A 19,292-nucleotide genomic window follows, 5' to 3' on the forward strand; every position below is an offset into this window, starting at 1 on the left:
GAGCAACCACGAAGCACCCGCAGTCGCGACACGACCTGTCACCCCACCCCTGGGCGGGGGCTCTCGGGCGCAGCCCCAGGGATGGGACGGGAAGGGGCGGCGGGGGCGAGACCCATCCCGCCCCGCCCACCCGGCGGGCGACAACAAAAGGGCCCCGCCCAACAAATGGGCGGGACCCCAGAGCCGTACGGCCAAGACCCAGCGTCAGCGCGACCGCTTGGCCAACCGCTCCACATCCAGCAAAATCACCGCACGCGCCTCCAGCCGAAGCCACCCACGCCCGGCAAAGTCGGCAAGCGCCTTGTTGACCGTCTCACGCGAGGCGCCGACCAACTGGGCGAGCTCTTCCTGCGTGAGGTCATGCACCACATGGATGCCCTCTTCGGACTGCACACCGAAGCGCCGCGACAGGTCGAGCAGCGCACGCGCAACCCGCCCGGGAACGTCCGAGAAGACCAGATCGGACATCTGATCGTTCGTCTTACGCAGCCGCCGCGCGACAGCGCGCAGCAGCGCGGCCGCCACCTCGGGCCGCGCGTTCAGCCACGGCTGAAGGTCGCCATGGCCCAGCCCCAGCAGCTTGACCTCGGTCAGCGCGCTGGCGGTCGCCGTACGCGGACCCGGGTCGAACAGCGACAGCTCGCCGATGAGCTCGCCGGGACCGAGGACGGCCAGCATGTTCTCGCGGCCGTCAGGGGACGTGCGGTGGAGCTTGACCTTGCCTTCGGTGACCACGTACAGGCGGTCACCCGGGTCACCCTCATGGAAGAGCGCGTCGCCGCGCGCGAGGGTCACCTCACTCATGGAGGCGCGGAGCTCCGCGGCCTGCTCGTCATCGAGCGCCGCGAAGAGCGGGGCGCGCCGCAGAACGTCGTCCACGAGTTCTCTCCTTGTCGACCTGCTCAGGGGATCTTGCTCCCCCGTGTACCAGGGGACGGTGCTCCCCATATTGCCGGACGGTCCAAACAGTGTGATCAGTCACAAGTCTGCCGCACGTACGTGCCGGACAGTGCGGCAGGGGGCCAATTGGCGTCCAATCCCGGAGGGCCGGGGCGGATGTCAGTGGTGGGCTTTAGGCTGGCCGGGTGTCCAAATCGCCGGTGAGAGCACAGGCCAAGGGGGCTGAACGGGTGGCTGCACGTCGCGATTCCGCTGTGGGCGAACAGAGCCCCGACGGAACGAAGAAAACGGCAAAGGCGGCACATCCGGCACCGGCCAAGCGGACGCCGGGTGCCGCGAAGAAGGCAACGGCTACGACGAAAAAGGCCGCGCCGGCGAAGAAGGCTGCTCGGACGGCGCCGGAGGCCGCTGCCGCCAAGGCCACCGCCAAGAAGGCAGCCGCTGCCAAGAAGGCCGCACCCGCGAAAACGGCCACCAAGAAGGCCGCACCCGCCAAAGCGCCGGCCGCCACTCCGCCCCGTAACGAATCCCGTACGGCCCTAGTCCGACGCGCCCGCCGTATCAACCGCGAGCTCGCCGAGGTCTACCCGTACGCCCACCCGGAGCTGGACTTCGAGAACCCCTTCCAGCTCGTGATCGCCACCGTCCTGTCGGCCCAGACGACCGACCTGCGGGTGAACCAGACGACGCCGACCCTCTTCGCCAAGTACCCCACCCCGGAGGACCTGGCCGCGGCGAACCCCGAAGAGGTCGAGGAGATCCTGCGGCCGTGCGGGTTCTTCCGGGCCAAGACCAAGTCGGTGATAGGGCTCTCCAAGGCTCTGCGGGACGACTTCGGTGGCGAGGTGCCCGGACGCCTGGAGGATCTGGTCAAGCTTCCCGGAGTGGGCCGTAAGACCGCCTTCGTCGTGCTCGGCAACGCCTTCGGGAGGCCGGGAATCACCGTGGACACCCACTTCCAGCGGCTCGTACGCCGCTGGCAGTGGACCGACGAGAAGGAGCCGGACAAGATCGAGGCGGTCGTGGGCTCGCTCTTCCCCAAGAGCGACTGGACGGACCTCTCCCACCACGTGATCTGGCACGGCCGCCGGATCTGCCACGCCCGCAAACCCGCCTGCGGCGCCTGCCCCATCGCCCCGCTCTGCCCGGCATACGGAGAGGGCGAGACGGACCCGGAGAAGGCCAAGAAGCTTCTGAAGTACGAGAAGGGCGGCTTCCCCGGTCAGCGCCTAAAGCCCCCGCAGGCTTATCTGGACGCGGGCGGCCTTCCCGCGCCGCCGCTCGGGGCGCCCGTACCGAGCGCGACCGCAGCGGATTCGGGATGACGGAACGATCGGACGGGCCACGGGCGTTGAGATCAGCAGAACGGGGGTGTCGATGACGCACGCGAGTGATATGCGAGGCGGCCAACTGAGCCTGAGCAAGGAGGGCCTGCCCGACTGGCTGGACCCGGTGGTGCACGCCGTGGAGACGGTGGAGCCGCTCCAGCTGAGCCGCTTCCTGCCGCCGGCCAACGGCGCGGGCCGCCAGTCCGCCGTACTGATCCTGTTCGGCGAGGGGGAGTGCGGCCCCGAGCTGCTGCTCATGGAGCGGGCCAGTTCGCTCAGATCGCATGCGGGGCAGCCGTCGTTCCCCGGTGGCGCCCTCGACCCCGAGGACGGCGACCCGAAGGCAGACGGGCCGCTGCGGGCCGCTCTCCGTGAGGCCGAGGAGGAGACCGGGCTCGACCCGAGCGGCGTCCAGCTCTTCGGCGTACTGCCCGCGCTCTACATCCCGGTGAGCGGCTTCGTGGTCACCCCGGTGCTGGGCTGGTGGCGTGAACGTACGCCGGTGGGTGTCGTCGATCCGAACGAGACGGCCCGGGTGTTCACGGTCCCCGTGGCGGATCTCACGGATCCCGCCAACCGCGCGACGACCGTCCACCCCAGCGGCCACCGAGGTCCGGCATTCCTGGTCGAATCGGCCCTCGTCTGGGGCTTCACGGCCGGAATCATCGACCGCCTCCTGCACTACTCGGGCTGGGAACGACCTTGGGACCGCACTAAGCAGGTCCCGCTCGACTGGCGCGCATGACAGGGTGGCACCCGTGCTGTGTCTTCCCGGTGGACGCTGTGTCCCATTGCCGCTGCGCGGCGGGCCGGACCCGCGGCCGGGCGATGGCGAAACGTGAAGTGACGAGGCGAGGCTTGAATCAGTGAACGTGCTGGACATCCTGCTGCTGGTCGCCGCCGTGTGGTTCGCGATCGTGGGCTATCGCCAGGGGTTCGTCGTCGGCATCCTGTCGGTGATCGGCTTCCTGGGCGGCGGTCTCGTCGCCGTCTACCTGCTGCCCGTCATCTGGGACGCCCTGACCGATGACGCCGAGGTGGGCACCACGGCCGCCGTTGTCGCGGTGGTCATCGTGATCGTCTGTGCCTCCGTCGGCCAGGCCCTCACCACCCACCTGGGCAACAAGCTGCGCCGGTACATCACCTGGTCCCCTGCCCGCGCCCTGGACGCCACGGGCGGCGCCCTGGTCAACGTCGTGGCGATGCTGCTGGTCGCCTGGCTGATCGGCTCAGCCCTCGCCGGTACGACACTGCCGACGCTCGGCAAGGAGGTCCGTAACTCCAAGGTGCTGCTCGGCGTGTCGCGGGCCCTTCCCGATCAGGCCGACACCTGGTTCGCCGACTTCTCCTCGGTCCTCGCGCAGAACGGCTTCCCGCAGGTCTTCAGCCCGTTCTCGAACGAGCCCATCAACGAAGTGCAGGCCCCCGACCCGGCCCTCGTCAACAGCCCGGTCGCCGCCCGCGCCCAGCATTCCATCGTCAAGGTCACCGGCACCGCCCAGAGCTGCGGCAAGGTCCTGGAAGGCACCGGCTTCGTCTTCGACCAGCGTCGCGTGATGACGAACGCGCACGTGGTGGGCGGCGTCGACGAGCCGTACGTCCAGATAGGCGGCGAGGGCAAGCGGTACGCCGGGAAGGTCGTGCTTTACGACTGGAAGCGCGACATCGCCGTACTCGACGTGCCCGAACTGCGCGCGCCCGCCCTCCAGTTCACGTCCGAGGACGCGGCGGGCGGCGACAGCGCGATCGTCGCGGGCTTCCCCGAGAACGGCTCGTACACCGTCGGCTCCGCGCGCGTACGCGGCCGCATCGCGCCCACCGGCCCGGACATCTACCACCGGGGCACCGTGCGCCGCGATGTCTACTCGCTCTACGCGACCGTGCGCCAGGGCAACTCCGGCGGCCCGCTGCTCACCCCGGACGGCAAGGTGTACGGAGTGGTCTTCGCGAAGTCCCTCGACGACCCGCAGACGGGGTACGCCCTCACCGCGGACGAGGTCCAGGAGGACATCGCCAAGGGCCGTACCGCCGTCCAGCAGGTGGACAGCGACAGCTGCGCGCTGTAACCGGGTGTGCCGTGAGCGGAGTCAGCCGCGAGGGTGGCGCAGGCGCGCCGAGACCCAGCGGGCCCGGCGCCTCAGAATGCGTGGGATGCCCAGCCGAGGGTCCGTGCCCTGCATCTGCGGGGCACCCCTCTGGTGGGAACTCAGACCACCGGCCGAGCGGCGGTTGCGTGCTGCGTCACTGTAGTCGTGCGTCCAGCCCATACTCCGACCCCTGCCCCTGCCCCAAGGTCGATAACCGCCCCCATGCCCCCCAATTGGCCTATGCGCCAGGCATTGGCCGTTCGTAGGACAGGTGTTCCCGTGGGAGGGCCCTCAGCGGGGGCTCGAGCGCTCCCGTGGACGGCTCAGCGATCCGGTTCTGGGTCCTTGAGCCAGTTGATGAGCTCGGTGGAGAACGCCACCGGATCCTCCTCGTGCGGAAAGTGCCCCAGCCCGTCGAACAGCCGCCAGCGGTACGGCGCTTCGACGTACTCCCCGGAGCCCGCCGCGCTGCGCGTCCGCATCACCGGATCGAGCGAGCCGTGCAAGTGCAGCGTCGGCACCCGCACCGGCCGCTTCATCCGGCGGTTGAACTGGATGCCGTCCGGCCGGGCCAGCGAACGCACCATCCAGCGGTACGGCTCGACCGAGCAGTGCGCCGTCGACGGGATGAGCATCGCCCGCTGGTACATGGCCACGTCCTCGTCGTCCGGCAGCCGAGGCCCGGACCAGTCCCGTACGAGACGGCCGACCAAGGCGCCTTCGTCGGCGACGAGTTGGCGCTCCGGGATCCAGGGCCGCTGAAAGCCCCAGATGTACGATCCCGCCTTGGTCTGCCTCATGTCCCTGAGCATCGCCGAGCGCCAGCGCCGGGGGTGCGGCATCGAGGCGACCGCGAGCCGGCGCACCAGCTTGGGGCGCATCACGGCCGCCGTCCACGCCAGATAGCCGCCGAGATCATGGCCGACCAGGGCCGCGTCGGGCTCGCCGAGGGACCGTACGACCCCGGTGATGTCGAGGGCGAGGTTCGCCGGATCGTAGCCGCGGGGCGTACGGTCGCTGCCGCCGACGCCCCGCAGGTCCATCGCGACCGCGCGGAAGCCCGCGTCGGCGAGCGCGACCAGCTGATGCCGCCAGGCCCACCAGAACTGCGGGAAGCCGTGCAGCAGCAGGACCAGGGGGCCGTCACCCATTTCCGCGATGTGGAAGCGCGCGCCGTTGGCGGCGACGTCCCGGTGACGCACCTCTTTCCCGCCGGGCACGTCGAGCCGTACGACCGAAGTGGGGAGCGCCGAGGGTGTGTCGGGGTCCGTCATGAGGACGAGCGTGCCACAGCCTTGACGCCCTCACCGACCCGGTCGGTCTCGTTCACCTGACGGGGGTGCGGCTTCGCGTTCTGCAGGACGGCCGCGGTCTCCTTGACCGAAGCCGCCGTCTTCTGCGGGCCCTTGCCCTTCTTCGCCTTCTTCGCGAAGACGACGCCGATCAGTGCAAGCACGCCCGCAACCAGCACGTTCGCGGCGAACGACAGCAGGAAGCAGACCGCGAGGTTCCAGTCACTCCAGGTGCGGATCCCGTACGCCAGCGCGAAGCTCAGCATCGGCAGGGAGAAGATCAGCACCGCCCCGGCCGCCGCGAAGGCGCCGCCGCCCACCGCACCGCGTTTGACGTCGCGCTTGAGCTGGGCCTTCGCCAGCGCGATCTCGTCGTGCACCAGCGCGGACATCTCGGTCGTCGCCGAGGCGAACAGCTGGCCGATGCTGCGTTCGGCGCCGACCGGGCTGCCGTCGGGTGCGCTCATCGCGTTCTCCCTGTTCTCTTGGGCGTCTCGACCCCTGAGCCCCTGGACTCTTGGGGCGTTTTGCGTGTGTGTCAGATCATGCCGGACCGTTGTTCTCCTCGCTTGCCCCGGCGGTCACTTCGGCAAGCCTGCGATGTTCGGCGGCCTTCCGCTCGTAGATGTCCGCCATCCTCAGGTGGTACTCCGGGTTGTCCTGCTCGTAGATGTCGGGGATGCCGTCGAGGTCCTCGTCCAGCTCCTCGGCCTCGCACAGCTTGCGGTACTTGGCGTTCCGAATCTTGAGCAGGACGCTCGCGACGACGGCCGCGATCAGGGAGCCCGTCAGGACGGCGGCCTTGATCTCGTCGGTGAGCACCTCGTCGCCCTCGAAGGCGAGTTCGCCGATGAGCAGCGAGACGGTGAAGCCGATGCCCGCGAGGGAGGACACCGCGAAGACGTCCGGCCAGGCCAGGTCCTCGGAAAGCTCGGCCCGGGTGAAGCGGGCCGCCAGCCACGTACCGCCGAAGATGCCGACCGCCTTGCCGACGACAAGACCGAGCACGACCCCCAGCGTCTCCGGCCGCGTGAACACCTCGCCGATCGCGTTGCCCGACACCGCGACCCCCGCGCTGAACAGCGCGAACAGCGGCACGGCGAAGCCCGCCGACAAGGGCCGTACGAGATGCTCGATGTGCTCACCCGGGGAGTGCGCCTCGCCCTCGTGTGTCGTGCAGCGCAGCATCAGGCCCATCGCGACACCGGCGATGGTGGCGTGGATGCCGCTGTTGTACATCAGCCCCCAGATGACCAGGGCGAGCGGCACGTACACATACCAGCCGCGTACGCCCCTCCTCAGCAGCAGCCAGAAGACGGCGAGGCCGACGACGGCGCCCCCGAGGGCCGCGAAGTCCAGGTGGTCGGTGAAGAACACCGCGATGATCAGGATCGCGAAGAGGTCGTCGACGACCGCGAGGGTGAGCAGGAAGGCGCGCAGGGCGCTCGGCAGCGACGTACCGATGACGGCGAGAACGGCGAGCGCGAAGGCGATATCGGTCGCGGTCGGCACGGCCCAGCCGGCGAGCGAGCCGCCGCCTGTGCTGCTGACCAGCGTGTAGACGAGCGCGGGCACCGCCATGCCGCAGAGCGCGGCGACGACCGGGAGTACGGCGGCCCTGGGGTCCTTGAGATCACCGGCGACCAGCTCACGCTTGAGCTCGATGCCGGCGACGAAGAAGAAGACCGCGAGCAGTCCGTCGGCGGCCCAGTGCCCGATGGAGAGATCGAGTCCGAGCGAGGCGGGCCCGAAGTGGAAGTCGCGGACGGACTCGTAGCTGTCCTTCCAGCCGCTGTTCGCCCAGATCAGCGCGGCGATCGCGGCGAGCAGCAGCAGCACGCCGCCGAGGGTTTCGGTGCGCAGGGCTTCCGCGACGAAGTTCCGCTCGGGGAGCGAGAGCCGTCCGAGGACCTTGCGCTTGGTGGCGGTGGGAGCGGGCGGGGGCGCGGGCACGTGGATTCGACCTCCGGTCGGTAGGCAGGGCAGAGCACATGCCGACCAGACTTCCCGGCGCACCTCAGGCTTCTTATCGCGTTGTTGACGCTTTCCTTAGCCTACCTAAGAAGGGCACCCGGCGCGCAGCCGGGTGCCCTTTCTCGTCGTACGTACGACTCTCAGGCCGTACGAACGACTGTGACCGTCATCGTCCGTACGACCGTCAGTCCTCGCTGGCCGCCGACGGGAGCTTCGTCTGGATCAGGTCCATCACCGTGGAGTCGGTGAGCGTGGTGACGTCACCGAGCTCGCGGTTCTCGGCGACGTCGCGCAGCAGACGGCGCATGATCTTGCCGGAGCGGGTCTTGGGCAGCTCGGCCACGGGAAGAATCCGCTTGGGCTTCGCGATCGGGCCGAGGGCCTTGCTGACGTGGGCGCGCAGCTCGCCCACCAGGTCCGCGGTCTCGGCGGCCGATCCGCGCAGGATCACGAAGGCCACGATCGCCTGGCCGGTGGTCTCGTCCGCCGCGCCCACGACCGCCGCCTCGGCGACGGAGGGGTGTGAGACGAGCGCCGACTCGACCTCGGTGGTGGAGATGTTGTGCCCGGACACGAGCATCACGTCGTCGACCCGGCCGAGCAGCCAGATGTCGCCGTCCTCGTCCTTCTTGGCACCGTCCCCGGCGAAGTACTTGCCCTCGAACCGCGACCAGTACGTGTCGAGGAACCGCTGGTCATCGCCCCAGATGGTGCGCAGCATCGACGGCCACGGCTCGGTGAGGACGAGATAGCCGCCGCCACCGTCCGGCACTTCGTTCGCCTCGTCGTCGACGACCGTCGCGGAGATGCCGGGCAGCGCGCGCTGCGCGGAACCGGGCTTGGCCTCCGTCACGCCCGGCAGCGGCGAGATCATCATCGCGCCGGTCTCGGTCTGCCACCAGGTGTCCACGACCGGGCACTTGTCGGCGCCGATGTGCTTGCGATACCAGATCCACGCCTCGGGGTTGATCGGCTCGCCCACCGACCCCAGCACGCGAAGGCTGGACAGGTCGAACTTCGCGGGGATGTCGTCGCCCCACTTCATGAACATGCGGATCACGGTGGGCGCGGTGTAGAGGATCGTCACGCCGTACTTCTGGATGATCTCCCAGAAGCGGCCCTGGTGAGGGGTGTCCGGCGTGCCCTCGTACATCACCTGCGTCGCGCCGTTCGCGAGCGGCCCGTACGTGATGTACGAGTGGCCCGTCACCCAGCCGATGTCGGCCGTGCACCAGTAGACGTCGGTCTCCGGCTTGAGGTCGAAGACGGCGTGATGGGTGTACGCGGCCTGCGTGAGGTAGCCGCCGGAGGTGTGCAGGATGCCCTTCGGCTTACCCGTCGTCCCCGAGGTGTAGAGGATGAACAGTGGCTGCTCGGCGTCGAACGCCTCGGGCGTGTGCTCCGCGGACTGCTTCTGCGTGATCTCGTGCCACCAGATGTCGCGGCCCTCGGTCCAGTCGACCTCCTGGCCCGTACGGCGCACGACGAGGACCTTGTCGACGCCGTCGACCCGCGCGACCGCCTCGTCGACGGCGGGCTTGAGCGCGGAGGGCTTGCCGCGGCGGTAGCCGCCGTCCGCGGTGATGACCAGCTTCGCGCTGGCATCCTCGATACGGGTGGCGATGGCGTCGGCCGAGAAGCCGCCGAAGACGACCGAGTGCGCGGCGCCGATACGGGCGCAGGCCAGCATCGCGACGACGGCTTCGGGAATCATCGGCAGGTAGATGGCGACCCGGTCGCCCTTCTCAACTCCGATCTCCGTAAGGGCGTTGGCGGCCCTGGAGACCTCGTCCTTCAACTCGGCGTAGGTGATGGCCTTGCTGTCGCCGGGCTCGCCCTCGAAGTGGATCGCGACCCGGTCGCCGTGCCCGGCCTCCACGTGGCGGTCTACGCAGTTGTACGCGACGTTCAGCTTTCCGTCCGCGAACCATTTGGCGAAGGGCGGGTTCGACCAGTCCAGCGTCTCGGTCGGCTCGGTGGCCCAGGTCAGCCGGCGCGCCTGCTCGGCCCAGAAACCGAGCCGGTCAGCCTTGGCCTGCTCGTACGCCTCCGCAGTGACGTTGGCGTTCGCGGCCAGGTCGGCGGGCGGCGCGAACCTGCGCTCCTCACGAAGCAGGTTGGCCAGGCTTTCGTTGCTCACGACATCTCCCTTTCCCAGGGTGTCCGTTGTGTCCCAGGCCAGCTCATCAGACGCGGACCCCTGGTGACAAGGGCCGTCGCCGAAATTGGTTTAGACCTGTTCGGGGCGGTGGTGGCCCCTGCACACAGGGGCCACACGTTTTCACGGACGGGGGAGGCGTGCGGTTCAGGCTCGTGGGTGGGCGAGCCTGGCCGCGGTGGGGTGTTTGCGGCTGGTTAAGGGCTGTTCGCGGGGTGGGCCGAGGCCCCGACTTCGTACAGCGCTCTCGCCTCTACCCGGTCGAACACCATGCCGCCGGGCTCGCCCTCGGACCGGTCGCCGGGCGCCTGCTGCTTGTCCGGTGCCTGCTGCTTCTCGGGCGACTTCTGACCGGCGGGCGCCTCCTGCCTATCGGGCGACTCTTGTCTGCCGGGCCACTCCTGGCTTTCGAGTGACCTCTGGCCTTCGGGCGCGCCCGTGAGCAGATACGCCTGGGCCTCGCCCACGTGGAAGTACATCCCGTGCAGTTCGAGCTCGCCCGCCCGCAGCGCCCGTGCCACGGACTCGTGGGCCCGTAGATGTTCCAACTGCTGCACCACGTTGGTCAGACAGAGCTGCTCGACGGCGTCGGCGGGCGCCCGTCCGGCAATCCTCGCCAGCGGCCCGTCCTTCGCGGCTACCCGCTCCAGACTCGGCAGCCCGTGCCGCAGCCACCGCTTCAACGGCGTCCGCCCACCGGTGGGTTCGGCGTGCAGCAGCGCCTGCATCGCCCCGCATCCGGAGTGCCCGCACACGGTGATGGATCTCACCTTGAGCACCTCCACCGCGTACTCGATCGCGGCCGCCACCGAGTCGTCACCGCTCTCCTCGCCGGGCGGCGGCACGAGATTGCCGACATTGCGTACGACGAAGAGGTCGCCGGGGCCACTGGAGGTGATCATCGAGGTGACCAGCCGGGAGTCGGCGCAGGTCAGGAAGAGCTGCGAGGGCTGCTGGCCCTCCCGCGCAAGCCGGGCCAGCTCGCCGCGCACCAGGGGAGCGGTGTTGCGCTGGAACGCGCTGATACCGCTGGCCAGTTCGCCCGCACCCCCGTCCGGCGGCGCGGTCCGCGACGGCTGCGCGCACTGGTGGTTGCGCCATGGTGTCCAGGGTCGGCAGTGGCACTGGGTGGCGCCCGCTGGCTCGGTGATCCTCGTGCCTCCCCGCCCGGTCAGTTCCACCGATCCGCCGTGCGTGGCGTGCGCGTTCTGCCAGTCCTGCAGCGACTCGTATGCCGCGTGGTCCATGAAGGAGCCATCCAACTCCACGACGGCATGGGCGCCTTGGGGCACCCGATGCAGCGCCCGGCTGAGCCGCGGCACGGCGAGAAACGTCAACTGCCCGCGGACGCGCACATGGTGGACGCCGTCCTCGTCCTCTTCGTGGGTGATGCGCGTACGGGTCAGCCGGTGCAGCGCCACGGCCACGGCTACGCCGACGCCGATCCCCACGCCTTCGAGGACGCCGAGGAGTACCACGCCCGCCGTGGTGGCCGCGTACACCAGGATCTCGCGGTGGCGGGTGACGGTGCGGATGTGGGTGATCGACACCATCTGTACGCCGACGGCCGCCACCAGCGCGGCGAGTGCGGCCAGCGGGATCAGGTCCAGTACGGGCACCAGCAGCAGTGCGGCGATCACGATCCACAGGCCGTGCAGCATCGTGGAGTTGCGGCTTACGGCGCCCGTCTGGACGTTGGCCGCGCTGCGCACCGCGACGCCCGTGACGGGCAGTCCGCCCAGCGCCCCGGAGACGATGTTCGCCGCGCCCTGGCCGCGTAGCTCCCGGTCGAGGTCCGCGCGCGGGATGCGCGGCCCCTTCTTGCGGGCGGCGGCCAGTTTGTCCACGGCCACCGCGGAGAGCAGCGACTCGACGCTGCCGACCAGCGCGATGGTCAGCACGGCCGCGGCGATGCCCAGTGCCGGCCCTTCCGGCAGCCCGGCGAGCGTGTGGTTGTTCCAGGAGGGCAGGTCGACCCGGGGCAGCCGCAGCCCGGCGACCATCGCAGCCGCCGTGGCCGCCGCGACCGCGGCGAGCGCCGCCGGCACTCTACGGACAACTCGCCCCGCCCGCCCAGGAATGCGCGGCCACAGCAGCAGTACGGCCAGCGTCAGGGCGCTCGTCGCCAGCGCCGCCAGATGCGGGTCGGCCAACTGGGCGGGCAACTCGCGGACGTTGTCGACGACGGAGCTGTGCGGTGAGCCGCCGAGCACGATGTGCAACTGGGCGACGGCGATGGTGATGCCGATGCCGGCCAGCATGCCGTGCACGATCGCGGGGCTCACGGCGAGGGCCGAGCGCGCCACCCGCAGGAAGCCCAGGGCGAGTTGGGTGAGCCCGGCGAGCACGGTGATGGCACACGTCGTACGCCAGCCGTACTGCTGGATGAGGTCGGCGGTGACCACCGTGAGCCCGGCAGCGGGCCCGCTCACCTGGAGCGGCGCGCCACCGAGCCGGCCGACCAGGAGCCCCCCTGCGGCGGCGGCGACGAGGCCCGCCTGCAACGGCGCCCCGGTCGCCAGGGCGATGCCGAGGGACAGCGGCAGCGCGATCAGGAAGACGGCGATCGAAGCGGACACATCGGCGGCCGCGATCCGGGGACCGCGGCGGCGGGCGGAGGGCGGGCTGTGCGGCCTCCCATCGTCGGGCAGATGCGAGGAGTCGTCGCTTCGAGGGGTGGTGCAAGTGGACATTTGGTTCCCGTCTCCTCTGGGACTACGCGGTCGCAAATGGGCTTCTGAATGCGGCCGTGGGACACGGCGTTACAGTTGCGGGATTTCTCAACTCTCGGTAAATGAATGGTAATGGAGAGTAAAGGCCAGGTGGTGGAAAATGGCGCAAATGGGCTAGTGATTCACCCTGGCGAGTTAATGCGTACTTTCATCGGCTTGTCGCACTAATTCCTTCGGACCCTCGTGCGACCTTGGCGGCGCTGTCGGTGTTCGCCCGGGTTTTCCCGGATCTGAAGGAAGTAGGTGGGCGGATGGTGGGCGCTACCCAGAGAATCGCCATGGGCGCCATGGGCGCCACGGTCGCCGCGCTCTGCGGGCTCGCGCTCGCGGGTTGTGCGATCGGCGAAGGCGGCGCGAAGAAGGCAGCGGGCGCTCGGGCGTCCAAGAGCGCTGCGGCGGGCGCCCAGGCGCCGAAGAGTGTGCTCCGTCTGATCGGCGACGGCTCCACGGCCTTCACCGGCGCACAGCCGCGTCTGCCCCGCCCCGAGCGGCTGAGGCCGGGTCAGAAGCCGCCGCAGTTCGTGGTGTTCTCGTGGGACGGCGCGGGCGAGGACAGCCAGAAGCTGTTCTCCCACTTCCGCGAGGTGGCCCGGGACAACAGGGCGACGATGACGTACTTCCTGAGCGGCGTGTACATGCTGCCGGACGAGAAGCGCGCCCTCTACCGTCCCCCGGGACGCTCAGCCGGCCGCTCCGACATCGGATTCAATGACGAGCAGGGCGTCAGGGACACGGCGGAGCAGTTGCGCGGCGCCTGGCTCGAGGGCAACGAGATCGGCACCCACTTCAACGGCCACTTCTGCGGCAGCGGTGGCGTCGGCGACTGGTCGGCCGAGGACTGGAAGAGTGAGATCGCCCAGGCCAAGTCGTTTGTGAAGTCCTGGAAGACCAACACGGGCACACAGCAGGCCTCCCCGTTGCCCTTCGACTACGACAAGGAACTGATCGGCGCCCGCACGCCATGCTTGGAGGGCCGGCAGAACTTCCTGCGCGCAGCCCGAGAGATGGGCTTCCGCTACGACACCAGCGGCGTCAACGACCAGGTCTGGCCCAAGAAGAAGCAGGGCCTGTGGGATCTGTCGATGCAGCTGGTCCCGTTCCCGGGACGCGACTTCGAGACGCTCGCCATGGACTACAACTTCATGGTCAACCAGTCGGGCCCCACATCCCGGGGCAACCGGGCGCAGCACGAGTACTGGGGCGACCAGATGCGCGACGGCCTGCTCAGAGGCTTCGCCCGTGCCTACCACGGCAACCGCGCGCCCCTGATCATCGGCAACCACTTCGAGTCCTGGAACGGCGGCACCTACATGCGCGCCGTGGAGGAGACCATCGAGCGCGTCTGCACCCGGCGTGAGGTGCGCTGCGTCTCCTTCCGGCAGCTCGCCGACTGGCTCGACGCCCAGGACCCGCGGACCCTGGCCAAGCTCCGCACCCTCGAGGTCGGCCAGGCCCCGAAGCAGGGCTGGACGTCGTTCCTCACCGCCCGGCCGGAGCGGCCCGCCCCCGCCTCGAAGGGCGCCGCGGGCGCCACGGCAGCAAAGCCGTAGCGCCCGGTCGGCTGACGCGAGCCGTCACGCCGTGGCGGTCTCGGCCTCGCGCAGTACGAAGTCGGGGTCGACCTGGGCGGCCAGGTCGGCGCCCGTCCGCTCGTTGCCCCAGGACTGCGCGTTCTTCAGGTGGAAGTGCACCATCTGACGCGTGTAGCGCTCCCAGTCGCGCAGCTCGTACGTGGCGTCCGCAGCGGACTGAAGTGCCTGCAGGGCGCGGCGGTTGACGTCCTCCAGGTGCTCGAAGCGGGGCGGCCGGCCCTTCTCCATGGCTCGCACCCAGTCCGAGTGCCCGACCGTCACCAGGAGGTCGTCACCGACTTCGGCGCGGAGGAAGTCGATGTCGTCCTGGCCCTGCACCTTGTTGCCGACGACCTTCAGGGTGACGCCGAAGTCGCGCGCGTACTCCTTGTACTGGCGGTAGACGGAGACCCCCTTCCGGGTCGGCTCGGCGACGAGGAAGGTGATGTCGAAGCGGGTGAACATGCCGGACGCGAAGGAGTCCGAGCCCGCCGTCATGTCGACGACGATGTACTCGCTCTGGCCGTCGACGAGATGATTCAGGCAGAGCTCCACTGCACCGGTCTTGGAGTGGTAGCAAGCCACTCCCAAATCGGCCTCGGTGAACGGGCCGGTGACCATCAAACGGACGGCCCCGCCGTCGAGTTCCACGGCTCGCGCACAGGCGTCGTACACCGGGTTGTTCTCGACCACCCGCAGCAGCCGGGAGCCCTCGCCGGGAGGGGTCGTCTTGATCATCGTCTCGGCGGAGGCGATACGCGGGTTGGAGCCGCGCAGGTAGTCCTTGATCAGCGGGAGCCGGTCGCCCATCGCGGGCAGTGCGGCGGCATCCGCCTCATCGAGTCCGAGTGCGGGCCCGAGGTGCTGGTTGATGTCGGCGTCGACCGCGACGACCGGCGATCCCGTGGTCGCGAGGTGACGGATGAAGAGCGAGGACAGGGTGGTCTTGCCGCTGCCGCCCTTCCCAACGAAAGCAATTTTCATGTTCAGTAAGCCTAGTGGTCAAATCACGTTGGGTCGCCGCCAAACGTGAAGAAGACCACTCCATCGTGGGGATGGTCACAGTGATGCGTAGTGTCGTACCCATGAGTACGACAGGTGCGAACGCCGACCCGCTCGCGACCCTGGGCTCGCTGCCCGGCGTCGCCGAATCCGTGGAGTCCGTGCGCAAGGCCGTGGACCGGGTGTACGGGCATCGCATCATGCGGCGCCGCAGTAACGAGATCACCTCCGAGGCCGCACTGCGCGGCGCGCGAGGCTCCGCCGCGCTGTCCGGCGCCGACTGGGCACTCGAAGAGGTGCGCCGGCGCACCGACTTCAGTGTTGACGGCGAGGCCAGAGTGGTGGGCGCAGCCCTCCGATTGACCGCCGAGGCAGGTCAACTCCTGTCCATCTGGCGGCAGTCGCCCCTTCGGGTACTCGCGCGACTACACCTGGTGGCGGCCGCGGACAAGGCGGACGAGGTGGGCCGGCCGCGGCAGGACGGCGAATCCGTCGACGAGCCGCTGATCGAACTGCCGCTGCCCGACGCGGCCGAGGTCGGGGGCCGCCTCGACGGCCTCGCGCAGCTGGTCATCGCGGGCAGCTCCGCACCCGCCCTGGTGACCGCCGCGGTGGTGCACGGCGAACTCCTCGCGCTGCGCCCCTTCGTCTCCCACAACGGCCTGGTCGCGCGCGCGGCCGAACGCATCGTCCTGGTCGGCAGTGGCCTCGACCCGAAGTCCGTCTGCCCGGCCGAGGTCGGCCAGGCGGAACAGGGCCGCGCGGCCTATCTGGCCGCCTTCGAGGGCTACGTTTCCGGCACCCCGGAGGGCATGGCGACCTGGATCGCCCACTGTGGCAAGGCGGTTGAGCTGGGCGCGCGGGAGTCGACGGCGGTGTGCGAGGCGCTGCAGCGCGGGGCGGCGTGACGTTCGGCATCTCGCGCCGTCACATCTGGCCTCGCGGCGCGGGCTTCTGCGCTCCGGGGCTCGAAAATGAGCCTCCTAGGAGGGCGAAAAACTCCCTGAACAGGGTTGCGGCGGTACGAGAGTTCGTACCGCCGCTGGCATGTTCACCGGGTTACCAAGCGTCCTCGAGATATTGCCCATCAGGTCGGGAACTTTGCCCGTCGCCTGGTGCGGCTGGCCCGTAATCGACGGGTCGACGTCGCGTGGGTGCCCAGTGTTCATGCTCGGTCCGTGGGGCCTTGGTTGCGTTTTAAAGGTGATCCTTTCGGATGATCCTTGGTCTCGCGGGCCGTTAACTTCTTTGTACTCCAGGACCGGAGGAAGCGGAAGCCCTAGCTGCGCTTCTTTACTTTTGGGTTCAAAGAGGACTGAATCGGTCACCCGGATCGTCACGGGGTGATTCGGCGGGCTCAGCCCACCACCGAACGGCGTCGGCTCGCGTACCAGACGAGGCCGGCGGTGGCCGCCGCCGCACCTATCGCCGCCGCCGCGACCAGGGCGGGCCGGGGCGGCACGGACAGCCGCTGCTTTAGTCGCACCGGATGGTGGAAGTCGAGTATGGGCCACGCGCGCGTAGTGGCCTCGCGGCGCAGCGCACGGTCGGGATTGACGGCGTGGGGATGGCCTACGGCTTCGAGCATCGGGATGTCGGTCGCGGAGTCGCTGTAGGCATAGCAGCGCGAGAGGTCGTACCCCTCGGACGCGGCCAGCTCCTTGATCGCCTCGGCCTTCGTCGGACCGTACGCGTAGTACTCCACATCGCCTGTGAAGCAGCCGTCGTCGCCCACGACCATGCGGGTCGCCACCACCCGGTCCGCGCCGAGCAGTTCACCGATGGGCTCGACGACCTCCGTCCCGGAGGTGGAGACGATCACGACATCGCGACCGGCGAGGTGGTGCTCCTCGATGAGGGACGCCGCCTCGTCGTAGATGATCGGGTCGATCAGGTCGTGCAGCGTCTCGGCGACGATCTCCTTGACCTGCTGGACGTTCCAGCCGCGGCAGAGCGCGGACAGATACTCGCGCATCCGCTCCATCTGGTCGTGGTCGGCGCCGCCCGCAAGGAAGACAAACTGGGCATATGCGGTACGCAACACAGCCCGGCGGTTGATCAGTCCACCTTGGTAGAACGACTTGCTGAACGTGAGCGTGCTCGACTTCGCAATGACCGTCTTGTCCAGATCAAAGAAGGCCGCTGTGCGGGGCAAGGAGTGGTTTTCCACGAGGGTGAGCATAGGCGCCCACCATTCGGCGTAAGGTGAGGCGCGTGGGTTTGCCTGAGAAGGCTCTCGGGTACACCATGGAAGTCACGGATCGTTCGCGACCGTGCTAACCCGGTCCGGCTCCTCCCCCCCCCGAGTCGGCCGTGGGGACGACCCCCGCTCTCCCCCCCGGCGGGGGTCGTCGCATGTCCGGGTGGGTTTTCTCTCTTCCTTCACTGAGCACCGGGTCCGCTGTGTGGGCTTCGGTGCTTCTTCGCATGTACGCATGATCCGTCACCGTGTGTAGTCGCTGTGCTGCTCTGTGGAAGTCGTACAACGGTCACCGGTTTGGGTGAACGCGATATTCACAACCATCGGGTCGTCCACAGTTATCGACCAAGATCCACACGATTTCCGGGATCGCTGCACCGTGATTCCAGCGCGTGCCGCCGGGTGCGAGTTCATGGCCGGTTCTGTTTGTCCGGAGCCTATGGCCGGTTCGTATCGGCGGTTCATATGGAGGACCGGTTGCCGGTTCTCGTGCGCGGCGGGATTCGCGGGGCCGCGGGGGCTTCGCGAGCAAGCAGCGAAGGGGGACGGAGATCGTGGCGGGAGCCATCACATACGACCGGACGTCGGCCGCCGAGGGGCGACAGGGCAGGCCGTTGATCGTCACGGAGGACGTGGAACTGCTGGACGACCTGCTGCGGCTGTGCGCCGCGGCGGGCGCCAGGCCCGAGGTCCACCACGGGGTGCCGGAGCGCGGAGGCGGCTGGGACACGGCGCCCTTGGTGCTGGTCGGCGATGATGCCGCGCGGCGGGTGCGCGGGGCAGGGCGCAGGCGCGGAGTGGTGCTGGTAGGGCGGGATCAGGACGATCCGGGGGTGTGGCAGCGGGCCGTGGAGATCGGCGCCGATCATGTCCTGCTGCTGCCCGATGGCGAACAATGGCTGGTCGACCGGATCGCCGACGTGGCCGAAGGAGTCGGCCCGCCAGCGCTCACCGTCGGCGTGATCGGCGGTCGCGGAGGGGCCGGTTCCTCCACGCTCGCCTGCGCGCTCGCGGTCACCTCGGCGCGCGAGGGGCGGCGCACCCTGCTCGTGGACGCGGATCCGCTGGGTGGCGGACTCGACGTACTCCTCGGTGGAGAGACGGCCGAGGGCCTGCGCTGGCCTGCCTTCGCCGGCTCGCGCGGCCGGGTCGGCGGCGGTGCTCTGGAGGAGTCGCTGCCCGAGCTGCACGCCTTGCGGGTCCTCAGCTGGGATCGCGGCGACTGTGTCGTCATCGCGCCCGAGGCCGTACGGGCTGTCCTGGCTGCGGCCCGACGGCGAGGCGGCACCGTGGTCGTGGACCTGCCGCGCCGGATCGACGAAGGCGTCGCGGAGGTTCTCGCCCAGCTGGACCTCGGGCTCCTCGTGGTCCCCGCCGAGCTGCGCGCCGTCGCGGCGGCAGGGCGGGTGGCGTCCGTGGTCGGCATGGTCCTGCGCGATTTGCGGGTCGCGGTACGAGGGCCGTACGCACCCGGCCTCGACGACAAGGAGGTGGCCCGACTGCTCGGGCTCCCCCTGGCGGGCGAAGTCCCCGTGGAGGCGGGACTGCCGGTGGCCCAGGAACGCGGGGCTCCACCCGGAGCCGACGCACGGGGACCGCTTGCTCGCTTCTGCTCCGCCTTCTGGGAGCGGGCCGCGATGGCGGGAGGGGGCGTATGAGCGGGGGCACGCGCGTGCGTGGCGGAGGGCTCGGTGGGCGTACGGGTGGTGCGGGGTTGCCTGTGGATGCTCGGGCGTTGGGCGGGCGCGCGGGTGCGGATTCGTCTGCGGGCGCGATGCCGATAGATGGCCGTACTGACGTGAATTGGCCTGCGCATGCGCGGTCGGCCAGTGGGGGAGCGGGAGTTGGGCCGTCTGTGGTTGCGGGGCCGGTCGGTGAGTCTGCGGGTGTGCGTTTTCCGGCGGGCGCGAGGTCGGCGGGTGGTCGTACAGGTGTGGGCTGGTCTGTGGATACGGGGCCGGTCGGCGGGCGTGTGGGAGTTGGGCCGTCTGTGGTTGCGGGGCCGGTCGGTGAGTGTACCGACGTGGGATTGCCGGCGGACGCGAGGC

15 protein-coding genes are annotated in these 19,292 nt (G+C 69.5%); 6 read left to right on the forward strand and 9 right to left on the reverse strand.

Annotation, left to right across the window (positions count from 1 at the left end; genetic code table 11):
- Positions 1–204 precede the first annotated feature (204 nt).
- Positions 205–879, reverse strand: coding sequence for a Crp/Fnr family transcriptional regulator (locus OHT21_RS25805; protein ID WP_016642758.1), 675 nt, complete (start codon positions 877–879; stop codon positions 205–207).
- Between the two features lie 251 nt (positions 880–1,130).
- Between OHT21_RS25805 and nth the strand changes: the two genes are divergently transcribed.
- From nth to OHT21_RS25820, 3 genes are all read left to right on the forward strand, one after another.
- Positions 1,131–2,225, forward strand: coding sequence for an endonuclease III (gene nth, locus OHT21_RS25810; RefSeq protein ID WP_328770708.1), 1,095 nt, complete (start codon positions 1,131–1,133; stop codon positions 2,223–2,225).
- 52 nt (positions 2,226–2,277) lie between these two features.
- A complete protein-coding gene (locus tag OHT21_RS25815; protein ID WP_328770709.1) occupies positions 2,278–2,973 on the forward strand; it encodes an NUDIX hydrolase in 696 nt (231 codons plus the stop codon).
- 121 nt (positions 2,974–3,094) lie between these two features.
- The gene (locus OHT21_RS25820) at positions 3,095–4,294 is read left to right on the forward strand and encodes a MarP family serine protease (RefSeq protein WP_328770710.1); all 1,200 of its coding nucleotides are present in this window, start codon (positions 3,095–3,097) and stop codon (positions 4,292–4,294) included.
- A 21-nt stretch (positions 4,295–4,315) separates the two neighbouring features.
- On the opposite strand, the gene OHT21_RS25825 is transcribed toward OHT21_RS25820, so the two are convergent.
- The 6 genes from OHT21_RS25825 to OHT21_RS25850 all read right to left on the reverse strand — a co-directional run bounded on the left by OHT21_RS25825 (position 4,316) and on the right by OHT21_RS25850 (position 12,432).
- Positions 4,316–4,495, reverse strand: coding sequence for a hypothetical protein (locus tag OHT21_RS25825; RefSeq protein ID WP_078491910.1), 180 nt, complete (start codon positions 4,493–4,495; stop codon positions 4,316–4,318).
- A 143-nt stretch (positions 4,496–4,638) separates the two neighbouring features.
- A complete protein-coding gene (locus tag OHT21_RS25830; protein WP_328770711.1) occupies positions 4,639–5,589 on the reverse strand; it encodes an alpha/beta fold hydrolase in 951 nt (316 codons plus the stop codon).
- Positions 5,586–6,074, reverse strand: coding sequence for a phage holin family protein (locus tag OHT21_RS25835; RefSeq protein WP_328770712.1), 489 nt, complete (start codon positions 6,072–6,074; stop codon positions 5,586–5,588). Before OHT21_RS25835 ends, OHT21_RS25830 begins: the two co-directional genes overlap by 4 nt.
- A gap of 76 nt (positions 6,075–6,150) precedes the next feature.
- Positions 6,151–7,560: a Na+/H+ antiporter NhaA gene (gene nhaA, locus OHT21_RS25840; protein ID WP_328770713.1), complete on the reverse strand. Its 1,410-nt coding sequence runs from the start codon at positions 7,558–7,560 to the stop codon at positions 6,151–6,153.
- Between the two features lie 205 nt (positions 7,561–7,765).
- A complete protein-coding gene (acs, locus tag OHT21_RS25845) occupies positions 7,766–9,763 on the reverse strand; it encodes an acetate--CoA ligase (RefSeq protein WP_328774220.1) in 1,998 nt (665 codons plus the stop codon).
- 173 nt (positions 9,764–9,936) lie between these two features.
- Entirely contained in the window at positions 9,937–12,432 is a 2,496-nt protein-coding gene (locus tag OHT21_RS25850; protein WP_328770714.1) for a bifunctional SulP family inorganic anion transporter/carbonic anhydrase, read from the reverse strand.
- A gap of 293 nt (positions 12,433–12,725) precedes the next feature.
- On the opposite strand from OHT21_RS25850, the gene OHT21_RS25855 reads away from it, so the two are divergent.
- A complete protein-coding gene (locus OHT21_RS25855; RefSeq protein ID WP_328774221.1) occupies positions 12,726–14,021 on the forward strand; it encodes a hypothetical protein in 1,296 nt (431 codons plus the stop codon).
- Positions 14,022–14,045: 24 nt separating this feature from the next.
- Here OHT21_RS25855 and OHT21_RS25860 read toward each other — a convergent pair whose 3' ends face one another.
- The gene (locus OHT21_RS25860; protein WP_328770715.1) at positions 14,046–15,026 is read right to left on the reverse strand and encodes an ATP-binding protein; all 981 of its coding nucleotides are present in this window, start codon (positions 15,024–15,026) and stop codon (positions 14,046–14,048) included.
- Between the two features lie 101 nt (positions 15,027–15,127).
- Here OHT21_RS25860 and OHT21_RS25865 point away from each other — a divergent pair, with 101 nt between their 5' ends.
- Positions 15,128–15,952: an oxidoreductase gene (locus OHT21_RS25865; protein WP_328770716.1), complete on the forward strand. Its 825-nt coding sequence runs from the start codon at positions 15,128–15,130 to the stop codon at positions 15,950–15,952.
- Positions 15,953–16,401: 449 nt separating this feature from the next.
- Here the strand turns inward: OHT21_RS25865 and OHT21_RS25870 are convergent, their stop codons facing one another.
- Positions 16,402–17,226: an HAD family hydrolase gene (locus OHT21_RS25870; RefSeq protein ID WP_328770717.1), complete on the reverse strand. Its 825-nt coding sequence runs from the start codon at positions 17,224–17,226 to the stop codon at positions 16,402–16,404.
- 572 nt (positions 17,227–17,798) lie between these two features.
- On the opposite strand from OHT21_RS25870, the gene ssd reads away from it, so the two are divergent.
- Positions 17,799–18,902, forward strand: a complete 1,104-nt coding sequence (gene ssd, locus OHT21_RS25875) for a septum site-determining protein Ssd (RefSeq protein WP_328770718.1) — start codon at positions 17,799–17,801, stop codon at positions 18,900–18,902.
- Positions 18,903–19,292 lie beyond the last annotated feature (390 nt).

Source organism: Streptomyces sp. NBC_00286, assembly GCF_036173125.1.
GTDB lineage: Bacteria > Actinomycetota > Actinomycetes > Streptomycetales > Streptomycetaceae > Streptomyces.

Bases quoted from the DNA above. Each gene is read 5' to 3' on its own strand.
- OHT21_RS25815 (WP_328770709.1), top strand. From the start codon at position 2,278: ATGACGCACGCGAGTGATATGCGAGGCGGCCAACTGAGCCTGAGCAAG.
- OHT21_RS25825 (WP_078491910.1), bottom strand. From the start codon at position 4,495: ATGGGCTGGACGCACGACTACAGTGACGCAGCACGCAACCGCCGCTCG.
- OHT21_RS25830 (WP_328770711.1), bottom strand. From the start codon at position 5,589: ATGACGGACCCCGACACACCCTCGGCGCTCCCCACTTCGGTCGTACGG.
- OHT21_RS25835 (WP_328770712.1), bottom strand. From the start codon at position 6,074: ATGAGCGCACCCGACGGCAGCCCGGTCGGCGCCGAACGCAGCATCGGC.
- OHT21_RS25850 (WP_328770714.1), bottom strand. From the start codon at position 12,432: ATGTCCACTTGCACCACCCCTCGAAGCGACGACTCCTCGCATCTGCCC.
- OHT21_RS25860 (WP_328770715.1), bottom strand. From the start codon at position 15,026: ATGAAAATTGCTTTCGTTGGGAAGGGCGGCAGCGGCAAGACCACCCTG.
- OHT21_RS25865 (WP_328770716.1), top strand. From the start codon at position 15,128: ATGAGTACGACAGGTGCGAACGCCGACCCGCTCGCGACCCTGGGCTCG.
- OHT21_RS25870 (WP_328770717.1), bottom strand. From the start codon at position 17,226: ATGCTCACCCTCGTGGAAAACCACTCCTTGCCCCGCACAGCGGCCTTC.